Source organism: Flavobacteriaceae bacterium HL-DH10, assembly GCA_031826515.1.
GTDB classification, from domain to species: domain Bacteria; phylum Bacteroidota; class Bacteroidia; order Flavobacteriales; family Flavobacteriaceae; genus Thalassobellus; species Thalassobellus suaedae.
Genome location: CP134536.1, coordinates 1,124,095 through 1,139,310, shown reverse-complemented (window position 1 = coordinate 1,139,310; position 15,216 = coordinate 1,124,095). Strand labels below are relative to the sequence as shown.

General features: G+C 29.2%; 14 protein-coding genes. 13 read left to right on the top strand and 1 reads right to left on the bottom strand.

Annotated features, from left to right (window positions below; all coding sequences use genetic code 11):
* The first annotated feature begins 43 nt into the window (after window positions 1-43).
* On the top strand, window positions 44-712 hold the full coding sequence (locus tag RHP49_05025; GenBank protein WNH13617.1) for a bifunctional 4-hydroxy-2-oxoglutarate aldolase/2-dehydro-3-deoxy-phosphogluconate aldolase: 669 nt from the start codon (window positions 44-46) through the stop codon (window positions 710-712).
* A 98-nt stretch (window positions 713-810) separates the two neighbouring features.
* Here the strand turns inward: RHP49_05025 and RHP49_05020 are convergent, their stop codons facing one another.
* Window positions 811-1,620: an HAD family hydrolase gene (locus RHP49_05020; protein WNH13616.1), complete on the bottom strand. Its 810-nt coding sequence runs from the start codon at window positions 1,618-1,620 to the stop codon at window positions 811-813.
* Between the two features lie 198 nt (window positions 1,621-1,818).
* On the opposite strand from RHP49_05020, the gene RHP49_05015 reads away from it, so the two are divergent.
* From RHP49_05015 to proC, 12 genes are all read left to right on the top strand, one after another.
* Entirely contained in the window at window positions 1,819-2,826 is a 1,008-nt protein-coding gene (locus tag RHP49_05015; GenBank protein ID WNH13615.1) for a LacI family DNA-binding transcriptional regulator, read from the top strand.
* Window positions 2,827-3,174: 348 nt separating this feature from the next.
* Window positions 3,175-3,321 (top strand): hypothetical protein, encoded by a 147-nt coding sequence (locus RHP49_05010; GenBank protein WNH13614.1) that lies wholly within the window; start codon window positions 3,175-3,177, stop codon window positions 3,319-3,321.
* Window positions 3,322-3,434: 113 nt separating this feature from the next.
* The gene (locus RHP49_05005; GenBank protein ID WNH13613.1) at window positions 3,435-5,447 is read left to right on the top strand and encodes a sensor histidine kinase; all 2,013 of its coding nucleotides are present in this window, start codon (window positions 3,435-3,437) and stop codon (window positions 5,445-5,447) included.
* A 12-nt stretch (window positions 5,448-5,459) separates the two neighbouring features.
* A complete protein-coding gene (locus RHP49_05000) occupies window positions 5,460-6,134 on the top strand; it encodes a response regulator (GenBank protein WNH13612.1) in 675 nt (224 codons plus the stop codon).
* A 551-nt stretch (window positions 6,135-6,685) separates the two neighbouring features.
* Window positions 6,686-7,045: a BlaI/MecI/CopY family transcriptional regulator gene (locus tag RHP49_04995; GenBank protein WNH13611.1), complete on the top strand. Its 360-nt coding sequence runs from the start codon at window positions 6,686-6,688 to the stop codon at window positions 7,043-7,045.
* A 2-nt stretch (window positions 7,046-7,047) separates the two neighbouring features.
* Entirely contained in the window at window positions 7,048-9,231 is a 2,184-nt protein-coding gene (locus tag RHP49_04990; GenBank protein WNH13610.1) for a M56 family metallopeptidase, read from the top strand.
* Between the two features lie 2 nt (window positions 9,232-9,233).
* A complete protein-coding gene (locus tag RHP49_04985; protein ID WNH13609.1) occupies window positions 9,234-10,385 on the top strand; it encodes a tetratricopeptide repeat protein in 1,152 nt (383 codons plus the stop codon).
* Between the two features lie 50 nt (window positions 10,386-10,435).
* Window positions 10,436-10,912, top strand: a complete 477-nt coding sequence (locus tag RHP49_04980; protein WNH13608.1) for a hypothetical protein — start codon at window positions 10,436-10,438, stop codon at window positions 10,910-10,912.
* Between the two features lie 503 nt (window positions 10,913-11,415).
* Window positions 11,416-12,030, top strand: coding sequence for a GNAT family N-acetyltransferase (locus RHP49_04975; GenBank protein ID WNH14382.1), 615 nt, complete (start codon window positions 11,416-11,418; stop codon window positions 12,028-12,030).
* Window positions 12,031-12,075: 45 nt separating this feature from the next.
* On the top strand, window positions 12,076-13,254 hold the full coding sequence (locus tag RHP49_04970; GenBank protein ID WNH13607.1) for an argininosuccinate synthase: 1,179 nt from the start codon (window positions 12,076-12,078) through the stop codon (window positions 13,252-13,254).
* 89 nt (window positions 13,255-13,343) lie between these two features.
* Window positions 13,344-14,327, top strand: coding sequence for an N-acetyl-gamma-glutamyl-phosphate reductase (gene argC / locus RHP49_04965; protein ID WNH13606.1), 984 nt, complete (start codon window positions 13,344-13,346; stop codon window positions 14,325-14,327).
* Between the two features lie 93 nt (window positions 14,328-14,420).
* Complete coding sequence (gene proC / locus RHP49_04960) at window positions 14,421-15,215, top strand: pyrroline-5-carboxylate reductase (GenBank protein WNH13605.1); 795 nt, start codon at window positions 14,421-14,423, stop codon at window positions 15,213-15,215.
* Window position 15,216: the final 1 nt, after the last annotated feature.

The window sequence follows — 15,216 nt, the reverse complement described above, 5'->3', positions numbered from 1 at the left end:
ATAGTTCAACAAACAAACAATTCAACAAATAAACATTTATAAAATGGCACAATTTTCAAGATTAGAAGTAGCTCAAGCTATGAAAGACACAGGGATGATTCCTTTGTTTTTTAACAATGATATAGAATTAAGTAAGAAAGTATTAAAAGCATGTTACGATGGTGGAGCTAGATTGATGGAGTTTACAGCTCGTGGTGATTTTGCTCATGAAGTTTTTGGCGAATTAACTAAATATGCTATTAAAGAATTACCAGGTATGATTATGGGAGTTGGTTCTGTTACCGATGGAGCTGCCGCATCATTATATATGGCTTTAGGAGCAAATTTTATTGTAACACCTGTTTTAAGAGAAGATATTGCAATTGCTTGTAACCGTAAAAAAGTATTATGGTCTCCAGGTTGTGGTACATTAACAGAAATTACACGTGCTGAAGAATTAGGGTGTGAGATTGTTAAATTATTCCCGGGTGATATTTACGGGCCACAATTTGTAAAAGGAATTAAAGGACCTCAACCATGGACAAGCGTTATGCCTACAGGAGGTGTATCTCCAACAAGAGAAAATCTTAAAGGATGGTTTGATGCAGGTGTTACTTGTGTTGGTATGGGATCTCAATTAATATCTAAAGACATTATAGCTAATAAGGATTATGCTAAGTTAGAGCAAGATGTAAAAGCTGCTTTAGCAATTGTTAATGAAGTAAGAAGTTAATTAGTAGTTTATATATTTATTTTGAAGCATTCTTTTTTTATTATATAAAAAAGAATGCTTTTTTGTTTTAAACAGTTTATATGCGTATTCAAAAATTGTTAGATATACAATCTTTCTAAAAGTTGATCAAGTATAGTTTCTACGCCTTCTTCAGAGTTGCTTTTAGTTTCAAAACTTGCTATTTTTTTTACGTCTGGATGTGCATTTTCCATTGCGTAACTAAAATGCGCCAATTTTAGCATCTCCAAGTCATTATTGTAGTCGCCAAAAACCATCGTTTCATTTTTATGTATGCCCATCTTTTCTTGAATCATATTTAAGGCGTATCCTTTATTTGCATTAGCATGGGAAATATCTAGCCAGTTTTGTCCAGAAACAATTATTTGCAATTGGTTTGATAATGCTTTTAAATGTGGATAAATATATGTTTCAGAAGATTCAAAATGATAAACAGCAATTTTTAAAAAATCATCGTTTGTTACTCTGGTAAGGTCTTCAACAATTTTATACTCTGCATAATATTTACTGAATTTTGAAATAAAATTCGAATCGTTAGTTTCTATGTAAGCCGATTTTCTTCCACATAAAACAATATAACATCCTTCAATATTTCTTAAAGTTTTAATAGTTTTTAAAACATCTTCAGTAGATAACTGTAAAAGAATATTTGTTTCATTATTATGTTGCATAATGCCACCATTTTCAGCAATGATGGAAATATCATGTTTTATAGTATCTAGTTTTTCTAAAATACTTTGGTATTGTCTACCGCTTGCAGCTACAAAGTGGATATTACGTTGTTTAAGTTTTTCAAACTGAATAAAAAATCGATTACTTACTTCGCTATTAGTGTTAAGTAAGGTGCCATCCATATCACTAACTACAAGTTTTACTTTTGAAAAATCCATATCATATTTTTTAAAAGCACAAAAATACCATTCTCAATCTTTTAAAACATTAAATTATATTTAAGATTATATTTTTATTGCTCAGAATAAAAATATTCATGCTTAAAAGAAACCTTTAATAACTTATTTTAGACAAAGTTATTTCGAAAAGAGATTTTTGTAAATTGCGTGCACTTTTAATTTATTTAAATATATAACATGGTTACTTTAAAACAGCTTGCAAAAGAGTTAAATGTTTCTATCTCTACAGTTTCTAAAGCTTTAAATAATAGTGAAGAAATTGGAGAGGAAACCGTAAAGCGTGTTAAAGAACTTGCTGAATTATATAACTATAAGCCAAATAGAATGGCTTTAAGTTTAAAACAGAATAAAACTAAAACCATAGGTGTTATTATACCTAATATTCTTAATCACTTTTTAGCAAAAGTTCTTTTTGGTATTGAAAGAGAAGCAACTAAATTAGGGTACAATATTATTACATGTATTTCTAATGAGTCTTTAGAAACAGAAAAAGCAAGTCTACAATTATTGGCAAGTGGAAGTGTTGATGGATTTATTTTATGCGTTTCAGAGGAAACACAGATTAAAAATGAAATAGATCATTTTAAAAAAACAATAAGTCAAGGTTTACCAATAGTTATGTTTGATAGAGTAGCTCATGATGTTATGTGTGATAAGGTAATTGTTGATGATTTTGATGCTACATATAATGCGACTAAAAACTTGCTGCTTGAAAATAGAAAGAATATTGTATTTATAAGTAATATAGATGATTTAAGTGTTGGAAAGCTAAGAGAGCGTGGTTATAATAAAGCTATTTTAGAAAATGGAGGACAGGACCCTTTAGTTTTAAGAATATTCAAGAAAGATGATCATCAGAAAAAAATTAAATCTTTTTTTAGAAAAAACAATACTATTGATGGTGTTGTGTCTGCTGATAGTTCTTCTGCGATAATAGCAATAAATTCAGCTATTAATTTAGGTAAAAAAGTACCTAAACATATGTCTGTAATCGGTTTTGCAAGTAAATCTGATTCGAACCATACATTGCCAAGATTAACTACTATACGTCAACATGCTAAAGTTATTGGTGCTAATGCTACTCAATTGCTTGTTAATAGATTGCAGAATATGCATTTAAATGAAGATGTTAGAACAATAATTGTTAAGACGAGTTTAGTTAAAAATAAATCAACGCTTTTATAGTTTTCAACAAGTTGTGAACAATAACAAAGTAGTTTTCTACACTTAATCGTTGAAATCATGTATTTCATCGAATATATTTCATTTTAACAAGCGGTTTAACCTATTTTAGTACTTCTTAACGAGCACCCCTTATTATTCCCCTCAGCTCCGAAAGAAAATTAATCCATTTATTGACAGTATTGTCAAATCCCTCAATTTTAAAGTGAAAAATCTGTGCGCTTTTGTGCGTTCGATTTTTAAGTTAATTATCCATTTTTCCCTCTATTAAAGATTTTGTTTTTCAAAGTCTTCGATACAATTATTATTAAAAATTAGTGAAAAATAAATTAACCTTAAAATTGAAATATTATGAAAGCCCTAAAAATCACCCTAATTGTAGCAGTTATTTTTGCATCATTTACTTCTTGTACTAAACAAGATTTAAACGAAGATGATGTGTTACTTAACCCAGAAACAGCTAAATTTGTTGGAGATGGAATTGTAGAAACAAGATAATAATATATAAAAATAATTTTTATAAAGGCCTTTATTGTATGATAAAGGCCTTATCTTTTTTTATAAAATTGAAAAATTATAAATACATTTGATAAATTAGTTAATTTATCCACTTGAATATTAAATTTTATCTTCTATTGTTATTTTGTTCTTATGCCTCTTTTTCTCAAGAAGTCATAAATCATAATTTAGATAGTATTCAATATTATCTTGCCAAGACAGAGAATACTAAATTTAGCACTATTGATAAAAGATTGCATTACGCAAATCGCGCAAAAATCTTATCTAAAAACGAACAAATAGATTCTTTAATTGTTAAGAGTTATATTACTTTATCTTCAATTTATTCTGAAAAAAATAATAATAAAGAGTTTTTATATTATAACCATAATGCTTTAAAACTAGCCTATAAAATAAAGGACTCTATTGCATTAGCAAAAGTAAATAAAAATTTAGGCTATTATTATTATAATAGGGTAATTGATAGTGCTTATTATTATGATGATAGAGCAGAAAAGTTGTTTAATGCCCTTAAAGACAATTATAATAGAGCTGTAGTGCTTTTAGATATTGCATTAATTCAAAAACAAGAAAAAGATTTAACAGGCAGCGAGTTAACGTCTATTAAAGGTTTGTCTTTATTAGATAAATTAGAGGAAACAAAAGATGTTATTAAGTATCAATTGCATTTTTACAATAATTTAGGTCATATTTTCAAAATATTAGAACAATTTGATGAAGCTATTTTTTATTATAAAAAATCAATTGATAAACAAAATGAGTTTGATAGTAGTAATAAAGTTATGTTAAATAACTTAAAAAATAATTTAGCCGTAACATATAAAGATGCTAGTCAATATGACTATGCGTTAAATCAGCTAAATGAAATTTTAGACAATAAAAATTTAAAAAATGAAAGACCAGATTTTTATGCTTTAGTTTTAGACAATTATGCCCATGCTTTATTTCTATCAAATAATTATGAAAAACTTCCAAACTTATATCTAAAAGCGTTAAAAATTTGCGATAGTATAGGCGTAGAGTCTTATACTGTAATAATTAATCAACATTTAGCACAATATTATAAGAGTTTTAATAAAATAGATTCGGCTAAACACTATGCTTATAAATCTAAAGAAATTTCAGAAAAATATTCAAAAGACGATTTGTTAAGGTCATTATTGTTATTGTCTCAGATTGAAGATGATAGTGTTGCTGTTAAGTATTATGATAAATATATAAAACTTAATGATAGTTTAATTAAAAATGAAAGGGCTACAAGAAAGAAATTTACAAGAATACAATATGAAACCAATCAAATAGAGCAAAAAAATAAGCAAATTACTAGAGAGCGATTATGGTTGCTAATAATTTCTATAATTTTAGTTGTAACATCATTATTATTATACATAGTAATAACACAAAGAAATAAAAATAGACAATTAAAATTTATACAGCAACAGCAGGAAGCAAATGAAGAAATTTACAACCTGATGCTGTCTCAAAATGAAAGTATAGAAGAAGCTAGAACACTAGAAAAACAGAGGATTTCTGAGGAGTTACATGATGGTGTTTTAGGGCGTTTATTTGGCACTCGTTTAAGTTTAGATAGCTTAAACATGAACAATAGTGCTGAGGCTATTAAAACTAGAAGCCAATATATTGATGAACTAAAAACAATTGAACAAGATATTAGGAAAGTATCACATGAATTAAATACCGATTTTGTTTCTGGCTCTGGTTTTATAGATATTATTAAAACCTTGGTAGAAACTCAAACCAATGTTTATAAGTTAGAGTATAATCTAGATCATGATGGTGCCATTATTTGGGATGAAATCTCTAATAAAACAAAGATTCATATTTATAGAATTATTCAAGAATCTTTACATAATATTTATAAGCATGCTAATGCATCTATTGTAGATATTAATTTTAAATTAAAAAACAAGGTAATTTGTTTAACCATCACCGATGATGGTTTAGGATTTAATGTGAATAAAGCAAAATCTGGCATAGGTTTAAAGAATATGAATTCAAGAATCAAAGAAATTGATGGAACAATTAATATAACCTCAAAAGAAAACGTAGGAACAACAGTAACTATTGAAGCTCCAATAGCCTAAAAACTAAATTTTATGATTCAAAAAATTAAAATATTAATGATTGATGACCATCCAATGATTATTGAGGGGTATCAAAATACATTGCTTTTTACTAAAAAGGAAAATCAAGAATTACAAATAGATATAGCGAATAATTGCGATGAGGCTATTGCTTTAATGGATAAGTCTATTGAAAATGAATCACATTATAATGTGTTATTTGTTGATATTAGTTTGCCGCCATCAACAGATGGGAAAATGACTTCTGGAGAAGATTTAGCAGGCTATGCTCGTAAAAATTTACCTGGGGCAAAAATTATAATTTTAACAATGTTTAATGAACCTTTTAGAATTCATAATATTATAAAAACAATTGATCCTGAAGGGTTTTTAATTAAAAGTGATTTAACATCTAGCGAACTTGCAAGTGCGTTTCAAGCAGTACTTAATAATCCACCATTTTATAGTGGTACAGTAAACAGCTTTATTAGAAAAGCAATTACTAGTGATATCGTTGTAGATGAAAAAAACAGAAAAATACTTTATTTGTTATCTCAAGGCATAAAAACAAAAAACTTAGCCTCTCATTTAGATATTTCATTAAGTGCTGTTGAGAAAAGAAAAAAACATCTAAGAGAAATTTTTGAAGTTCAGGATGGACAAGATGAAACGTTGTTAAATGAGGCTAGAATCAGAGGGTTTATTTAATTTTTTTTTTTTTTTTTACCTTCATAAAGCCTACTATAACAAGACACTATGCTTAACCCGCAATCAAGTTACGGGTTTCCCACATTTCAAATACAAATGATTTGATTAAATTTGTGTATCAACACTTCAAAAAATTATTTAATCCCTCAATTTTTTTGTTGATAATAGCAATTTACATAGCCCTGTGGAGGTGAGAGACCCACAGGGTTTCTTCTATCCACTAATTAGGTAGCTACTGTGGTCTATAAATAATCCAATAAAAACTCCGAAATAGCGTATTGCAACTATAAATTTTATAAACTTAGGTCTTAGAAAACTTATATAGTTGCCAAAAGCAGATCGAGTTACTGTTTTAGAAGCACTCTTATTATAAGTTATACAATTAATGTCCTAAAAAGGGGCGATAATAATACCTCCGGTAATAGGGCTTAAAATTTCAACAATTAATCCTAATCATAGCTTTTTTTAACTAAGACTTTAGTTTAAACTAATTTTTTAGTTATATTTGTTTAAACTAAAATCTTAGTTGAATAAATTAATTATTATAAGTTATGAAACAACTTACCAAAGCAGAAGAGGATATCATGCAAATATTATGGCAGCTAAAAAAGGCCAATGTTAAAAGCATCATTAAAGAATTTCCAGAGCCAAAACCTGCCTATAATACCGTGTCAACCATTGTTAGAATATTAGAAAATAAAGGATTTGTTGGTTATGAAAAAGAAGGTAAGGGGCATATTTATTTTCCACTATTAGAGCAACAAGACTATAGTAATCAATCTATAAATAAATTAGTTGATAATTATTTTCAAGGCTCATTTAAAAGTATGGTGTCGTTTTTTGTTAAGAAAAATGATATCAGTTTAAACGAGTTAGAATCGGTTTTAAAGGAAATTAATAAAAAGGAATAGTTATGTTACATTATATTGTTCAAACCGTTGCGTTTCAATTATTCTTTTTGTTAATATATGATGTATTCTTAAAAAAGGAAACTTTTTTTAATTGGAATAGAATGTATCTTATAGTAACCTCTTTATTGTCAATTGCAATACCGTTTATAAAGATTAATCGTTTTAAAGATGTTTTGCCTCAAGAATATATTATATCGCTACCAGAAGTCGTTATTGGGCAATCGGCTTCAAATACAAATAACACCGTGTTATTAGAAACAGTTGTTATAGATAATAGTGTTTCTTATTGGGTAATCGCTTTTTATATAGGAATTGCTATAGCTTTATCTGTTTTTTTATATAAGTTAATTAGAATTTTAGTTTTAATTTTTAAGAACCCTAAGACTTATCAAAAAGACTTAACGTTAGTAAAATTGATAAATAGCAATGCCGCATTTTCCTTTTTTCGATATGTGTTTCTTGGAGATTTTATTAAAAGTGAAGAAAGAGAAGCTATTTTAAAACACGAAACGGTTCATGTAAAACATTTGCATAGTTTAGACTTATTATTTTTTGAAATACTTCGTATTTTATTCTGGTTTAATCCTTTGGTATATATGTATCAAAATAGAATAAATACACTTCATGAGTTTATTGCAGATGCCGAAGCTGTAAAACATCAAGATAAATCTCAGTACTATCAAAATTTGTTAGCTCAAGTTTTCGAGACTAAAAATATATCATTCATCAATACCTTTTTTAAACAATCATTAATCAAAAAACGAATCGTTATGTTAACAAAATCGAAATCAAAACAAATTCATTTATTTAAGTATGGCTTGCTAATTCCTCTGGTTTTTGGGATGTTGGTTTATACATCGTGTGCGAGTTATAAAAACAAAGTAGAAAAAAAAGAATTACCTTTAGTAGAGCAAATAAACCAATTAAAAAATGCTATTGAAGCTAAAGAAGAAATTACATTAGAAGAAGAAAAGCAGGCAATGATTGGTTTATCTAAAACACTTGATAAAACTAAATATGCCAATTTAGAGGATGTACCTTTTTCTGAAATAGATCAAGCTCCTGTTTTTCCTGGATGTGAAGATTTAAATACTATAGATCAAAAAAGATGTCTTTCTGAAAATATAAATAAATATGTAAATCGAAACTTCAACACAAATTTAGCAACTGAGTTAGGTTTAGTAGGTAGACAGCGTATCAATGTAATCTTTAAAATTGATAAAGAAGGTAATGTTGTTAATATTCGTACAAGAGCTCCACATCCTGCTTTAGAGGAAGAGGCTTTAAGAGTTCTTAAAATAATGCCTAAAATGATTCCTGGTAGACAAGGAGGGAGAAAGGTGAATGTGCTTTATAGTTTGCCTATCATTTTTCAAGTAGCAGATGAGTATACAGAAAATATAGATGTGCCTTTTTCTGTAATAGAACAGGTTCCAGTCTTTCCAGGTTGTGAAGATCTAACTAGTAATGAAGAGCGAAGAGACTGTATGTCTGAAAAAATCTCAAAACTTGTTCAAGAAAAATTCAATACCAATATAGCAGATAGTTTAGGTTTAACAGGTAGGCAGCGCATTAATGTTATATTTAAAATTAATGAAAAGGGAGGTATAACTACAGATGAAATTAGAGCAAGAGCACCGCATATTGATTTAGAAGAAGAAGCAATACGAGTAATCTCTACTTTGCCAAAAATGATTCCTGGCAAGCAGAAAGGAAAAATAGTAAATGTGCCATACTCATTACCTATCATTTTTCAAGTTCAAGATGATGTTAAAAATAAAGAGTTAGAAACGATTCCTTTAAATGAAGTTCTTATTGATGAAAATATTGATATACCATTTACTGTTGTAGAAAAAGCTCCAATTTTTCCTGGGTGCGAAAACATGTCTAATAGTGAACAGAGAAAATGTACATCTAATGAAGTTTCTAAACATTTCAACAAATATTTCAATACAAAAATAGCAAAGGATAACGGACTAACAGGAAGGCAGCGCATCAATGTTATTTTTAAAATTGATAAAGAAGGTAATGTGATTGATGTACGTTCAAGAGCGCCACATCCTAGTTTAGAGGAAGAGGCTATAAGGGTTATTAAAACACTCCCTAAAATGATTCCGGGCGAGCAGAAAGGGAAAAAAGTAAATGTGCCTTATAGTTTGCCAATAATATTTCAAGTAGCAGATTAAAAATGGTTAGAATATTTACAATCATTTTATTGTTAATGCTATTTAAAACCGAAGCGCAAACTTCGGTTTTAAATGTTGCAGATAGTTTGTATGCTAATGGAAATTATTCCAAAGCCATTAATAGTTATAAAAGGTATAATAATCAAAAAGAAGTGTATGGTAAAATAGCGAAAGCATACATAGCTATTGGTAATTATGATGAAGCGCTTAAAAATTATGAGTTAAGCATTGAAGCAAATCCAGAAGATGTCTTATTGAAGTTTGAATATGCAAGACTATTATCTAAAACTAAAAAACATGAAACAGCCGTTAAGGTTTTTAACGATTTGGTTTATATAGATGATAAAAACCCAAATTATCATTACGAATTAGGATTGGTTTTAGAAAAATTAAAAGATTCTACAGCTATAAATAGGTTTCGTTCTGCATATGAGCTAGACCAAACCCATCAAAAAGCCATTTATAGAATAGCCAAATATTTTCTTAAACATAGAAAGTATGATCTTGTAAATGAGTATGTAGATAAAGGTTTAGAAACGTATGAGAATAATATAGAGCTTATTAATTTAAAAGCTCAAAATTATTATAATAAACAAGATTATGATAATGCTATAATATGGTTTAAAAAGTTAATTGCTTTAGATGAGTCTCTTGGATTTATTTATGAAAAACTAAGTCTTAGTTATATTAAATTGTATGATTACGAAAAAGCAATAGAATATGGAGAGTTAGCATTAAAGTTTAATCCACTTGATGCTACTTCTATATATGTTATTGGTACGTATTACGAGCGTATAAATGATTTTGAGACTGCCGAAAAGTATATTTCAAAAGCCATATTTTTATTAGATAAACCCTTAGATACTGAATACGCAAAATTGGCAACGGTATTAAATCAACTTAAAAGACCTAAAGAGGCTATTACTACATTAAAAAAAGCGATAAGAGAAAATCCAACAAACCAAATGACTCATTTTCATTTAGCTTTGACGCTTGAGAATTATTACGCAGATTATGATGCGAAAATTAAAGTTTATGAAGATTTAAATAAAAAATTCCCAGATAGTAAAATGAAAGAATTTGCAAATCATCGTATTACAGAGTTAAAAAAAGAAAAGTTTCTTAAAGTTAATAAAGAAGAAGGTGAAAAATAGTGTGAGTTAATAATCTAAAAAAATCGTATTTTCGTGCATACTTTTAATCCATGAAGCACCTCTACGTTTTTATATTAGTTTTTATGCTCACCTCTTGCGAGTATTTTAATGTAAAAAAAACATCTTCCGAGGCTATATTAAACGAAGAATTACAAACTTTTAATTGGAATGATGTTGATGCATATCCAACCTTTTCTTCTTGTGACTCTATGCTAACTAAGCAAGAAAAAAAGCAATGTTTTGAAAGCCACTTAACAACTCAAATTTTTAGTTTTTTAGAGAGCGAAGGTATTGTAGTTACTCAAGATATTAATGATACTATTGTATTAAGCTTTGAAGTGTCTGAAACAGGTGTATTATCGCTTTCAAGCTCTAAAATAGATACCCTTACTTTTCAAGAAATTCCAAATATTAAGACTTTACTTAATAAAAGTATAGATTCATTGCCTAAAATATTTCCAGCAATAAAACGAGGGCAACAAGTTAAAATAGCCTTTGAACTACCAGTTATTATTAATGTAAAATAAAATTTGAACATTATAAAATCTATTATATTTTATGATTTCCTTTGCTTTACGTCATTTTTTTTATGTAATATTGCACTATCTAGTTAACGAAAGGGGCTAAGGCCGACGATTTAGAGTTACTATTATTATGAAAACGGTAAATTTTATTATTACAGAAGTTAAGGTTCAATTCTTGAACATATTAGTTAATATTACTAATCCTGCACGCCGCTTTCGTCGCCCCCTGGGGGTTTAGTTTTATTTTGAAGTAGGTGTGTCCTGCTTCCCCGAGAGCAAAAAATCCATTTATAGAAATTTTAAAAATCATTATACCTCGTGTGTATAAGTCTATACTCTATAGTCTCATTGGATTTTAAAAAAAACAAGTATTTAATTTTTTAAGTTTATTTAGACGGTATTCGTTTATGAAACATTCAAAACTAAATTTTCAATATTCAAGGAAATGATTAAATGAATGTTACATATGACCGATAAAAAACGATGATTATAAACACATGAAAAAAATAGATGTCATAATCGCTAATGATGATCATGTCAAGTATGCACAAGAAATATGTGATGTAATTGCTGAATCTGCTAAAGTTAGAGGTACAGGAATAGCAAGAAGAACACCAGAATATGTTGCTTCTAAAATGAAGAATGGCAATGCTGTTATTGCTTTAGAAGGCACTAGATTTGCTGGGTTTTGTTATATAGAAAAATGGGGACATGGTAAATTTGTAGCAAATTCAGGTTTGATTGTACACCCAGATTTTAGAAATATAGGTTTAGCAAAAAAGATTAAGCACAAAATATTTCAACATTCAAGAACTAAGTTTCCAGATGCTAAAGTGTTTAGTATTACTACAGGTTCGGCAGTCATGAAATTAAATAGTGATTTAGGATATAAACCTGTGCCATTTTCTGAGTTAACAGACGATCAGTCTTTTTGGGATGGTTGCCAAACTTGTAAGAACTACGATGTATTAACACGTACCGATAGAAAAATGTGTTTATGTACAGGTATGTTGTATGACCCAAAGGCAAAAAAAGAAGAAGTAAAACCAATTAAAGAAAGTGTTTTTAAAAGATTAAAAAGCATCAAAGAGGCACTTTTTCTAAAAAAAGAAAAAAAATAAAGGATTTCTGTTTTACAGAAATTAAAAACAATAAATAATATTCACATGAAAAAATTAGTAATAGCATATAGTGGCGGATTAGATACGTCGTATTGCGCGGTAAGTTTATCTAAAGAATATGACGTACATGCGGTAAGCGTTAATACAGGTGGTTTTACAAAAGACGAAATAAGTTATATTGAAAGTAATGCCTATAAAATGGGCGTTACAACGTATAAAAACATTGATGCGGTTGCAACTTTTTATCAAAAAGTAGTGAAGTATTTAATTTTTGGAAATGTATTAAAAAATAATACCTATCCATTATCGGTAAGTGCCGAACGTATTATTCAAGCTATTGAAATTGTTGAGTATGCAAAAAGTATAGATGCAGAATATATAGCTCATGGTAGTACAGGAGCTGGAAACGACCAAGTACGTTTCGATATGATTTTTCAAACTTTGGCGCCAAATATTAAAATTATTACGCCAATTAGAGATGAAAAGTTAACAAGACAAGAAGAAATTGATTATTTGAAAGCCAATGGTATCGATATGTCTTGGGAAAAAGCAAAATATTCAATTAATAAAGGACTTTGGGGAACGAGTGTTGGTGGTTCAGAAACATTGACTTCTGATAAACCATTACCAGATTCAGCATATCCGTCGCAATTAAAACATGCCGAAGAAGAGAAAGTAAAATTAACTTTTGAAAAAGGAGAATTAGTAGCTGTAAATGGCGTTGAAAATAGTCCTGAGATAAATATTGAAGTGCTAAATAGTTTAGCATCTGTTTATGCTATAGGTAGAGATATTCATGTGGGTGATACCATTGTAGGTATTAAAGGGCGTGTTGGTTTTGAAGCAGCAGCAGCATTAATAACTATTAAGGCGCATCATTTATTAGAGAAGCATACATTAACTAAATGGCAATTACAACATAAAGAATATTTGGCAAGTTTTTATGGTATGCATTTACATGAAGGTCAATATTTAGATCCTGTAATGAGAGATATGGAAGCGTTTTTACAAAGCAGTCAAGACAAGGTTAGTGGTGATGTAACTGTTACTTTAAGACCATACCATTTTTCTTTAGACGGGATTAGTTCTGAACACGATTTAATGAGTGCTAAATTTGGAAGTTACGGAGAAGAAAATAAGGGTTGGACAGCCGATGAGGCTAAAGGTTTTATTAAAATCTTTGGAAACCAAAATAAAATATATCAACAAGTAAATTCTAAATAAGTAATTTAAATTGAATAACTGAGTCATTTCGACAAAGGAAGAAATCGCATAATTTGTGATATGGTAGAAATGAACAAAAACAGTATAAAATGAAAAAAATACAAGTTGGAATTATTGGAGGAGCAGGTTATACAGCAGGAGAATTAATTAGATTGCTAATTAATCATCCTGAAACCGAGATTGATTTTGTATACAGCACATCCAATGCAGGCAATAAAATAAGTAAAGTACATCAGGATTTAGTTGGGTCTTTAGATTTAGAATTTACCGATACGGTAAATCCAGAAGTTGATGTGCTATTTTTATGCTTGGGTCATGGTAATTCGGTTAAGTTTTTGTCAGCAAATACATTTTCAGAAAGCACTAAAATTATTGATTTAGGAAACGATTTTAGATTAGAATCAGATAAAGTTTTTAACGGAAAAACATTCGTTTATGGTTTGCCAGAATTACAAAGAGAAGATATTAAAACTGCAAATTATATAGCGAATCCAGGTTGTTTTGCTACGGCAATTCAGTTGGGCTTGTTGCCATTAGCAGAGGCAGGTTTACTAAATAACGATGTGCATATTAATGCAGTAACAGGAGCAACAGGAGCAGGGACCTCATTGTCTGCAACAACACATTATACTTGGAGAGATAATAATTTTTCATATTACAAACCATTTACGCATCAGCATTTAGGAGAAATTAATCAATCGGTTAATCAGTTACAAAACGATTTTTCTTCTGAAATTATTTTTATGCCAAATAGAGGTAATTTTTCGAGAGGTATTTTTGCAACACTTTATACCGATTTTGAAGGAACTGTTGAAGAAGCGAAATCTATGTATAATTCGTTTTATGAAGCTGCTAAATTCACTTTTGTTTCAGATGAATTTTTGCATATGAAACAAGTTGTGAATACCAACAAATGTTTAATACATTTACATAAACATAATGGTAAATTATTGATAACGAGTGTTATTGATAATTTGTTAAAGGGAGCTTCTGGACAAGCCGTTCAAAATATGAATTTAATGCTCGGATTAGAAGAAACAACTGGGTTGAATTTAAAAGCAACTTATTTCTAATTGACTGTTTTTTATTTCCGTGAAAACGGAAATCTAAAGTATAATAATGAAAAGATTTCCTCCTTCGAGGGAATAATAAAAAATATTAGAATCATGAAAATAGCCATTATTGGAACCGGAAATTTAGGAAGTGCTATCGCAAAAGGACTTATTAAAAATAAAGCATTTACCACCTTATATTTAAGCGATAGAAATACGGCGAATGTTGATGAATATAAGACAGATGATAATATTACCGTTACAAACGATAATATTTTAGCCGTTGAGCAGTCTGATATGGTGATTTTTGCTTTGCAACCTAAACATATTGATAAGGTTTTAGAAAGTGTTGTTTCTAAAATAACAGATAAACACATTATTATTTCGGTGGCTGCAGGTGTTGAGATTCCTAGAATTGAAAACATTGTTGGAAGTGATAAAAATATTATTCGTGTAATGCCAAATACAGCGATTTCAATTGGTAAATCCATGACCTGTATTGCGGCTAATGAAAAGGCTCAAGATAAAGTAACGTTGGCTCAGGATATATTTAATTTATTAGGAACTACTTTAGTCATTCCTGAAGATTTAATTCAAGCAGCAACCGTAATTTGTGCTAGTGGTATAGCGTTCTGGATGCGCCTTGTGCGTGCAACTACTCAAGGTGCTATTCAATTAGGTTTTGAGGCACACGAAGCACATGAGTTAGCCACACAAACCTGTTTTGGTGCGGCTAGTTTACTAATAGAATCAGGGAGACATCCAGAGCAAGAAATAGACCGTGTAACAACACCAAGTGGTTGCACTATTGAAGGTTTAAATGCGATGGAGCACCAAGGGTTAAGTTCTGCCTTAATTCAGGGTATTGTAGCTTCCTTCGAAAAAATAAATCAACTTAAAACTAATTAAA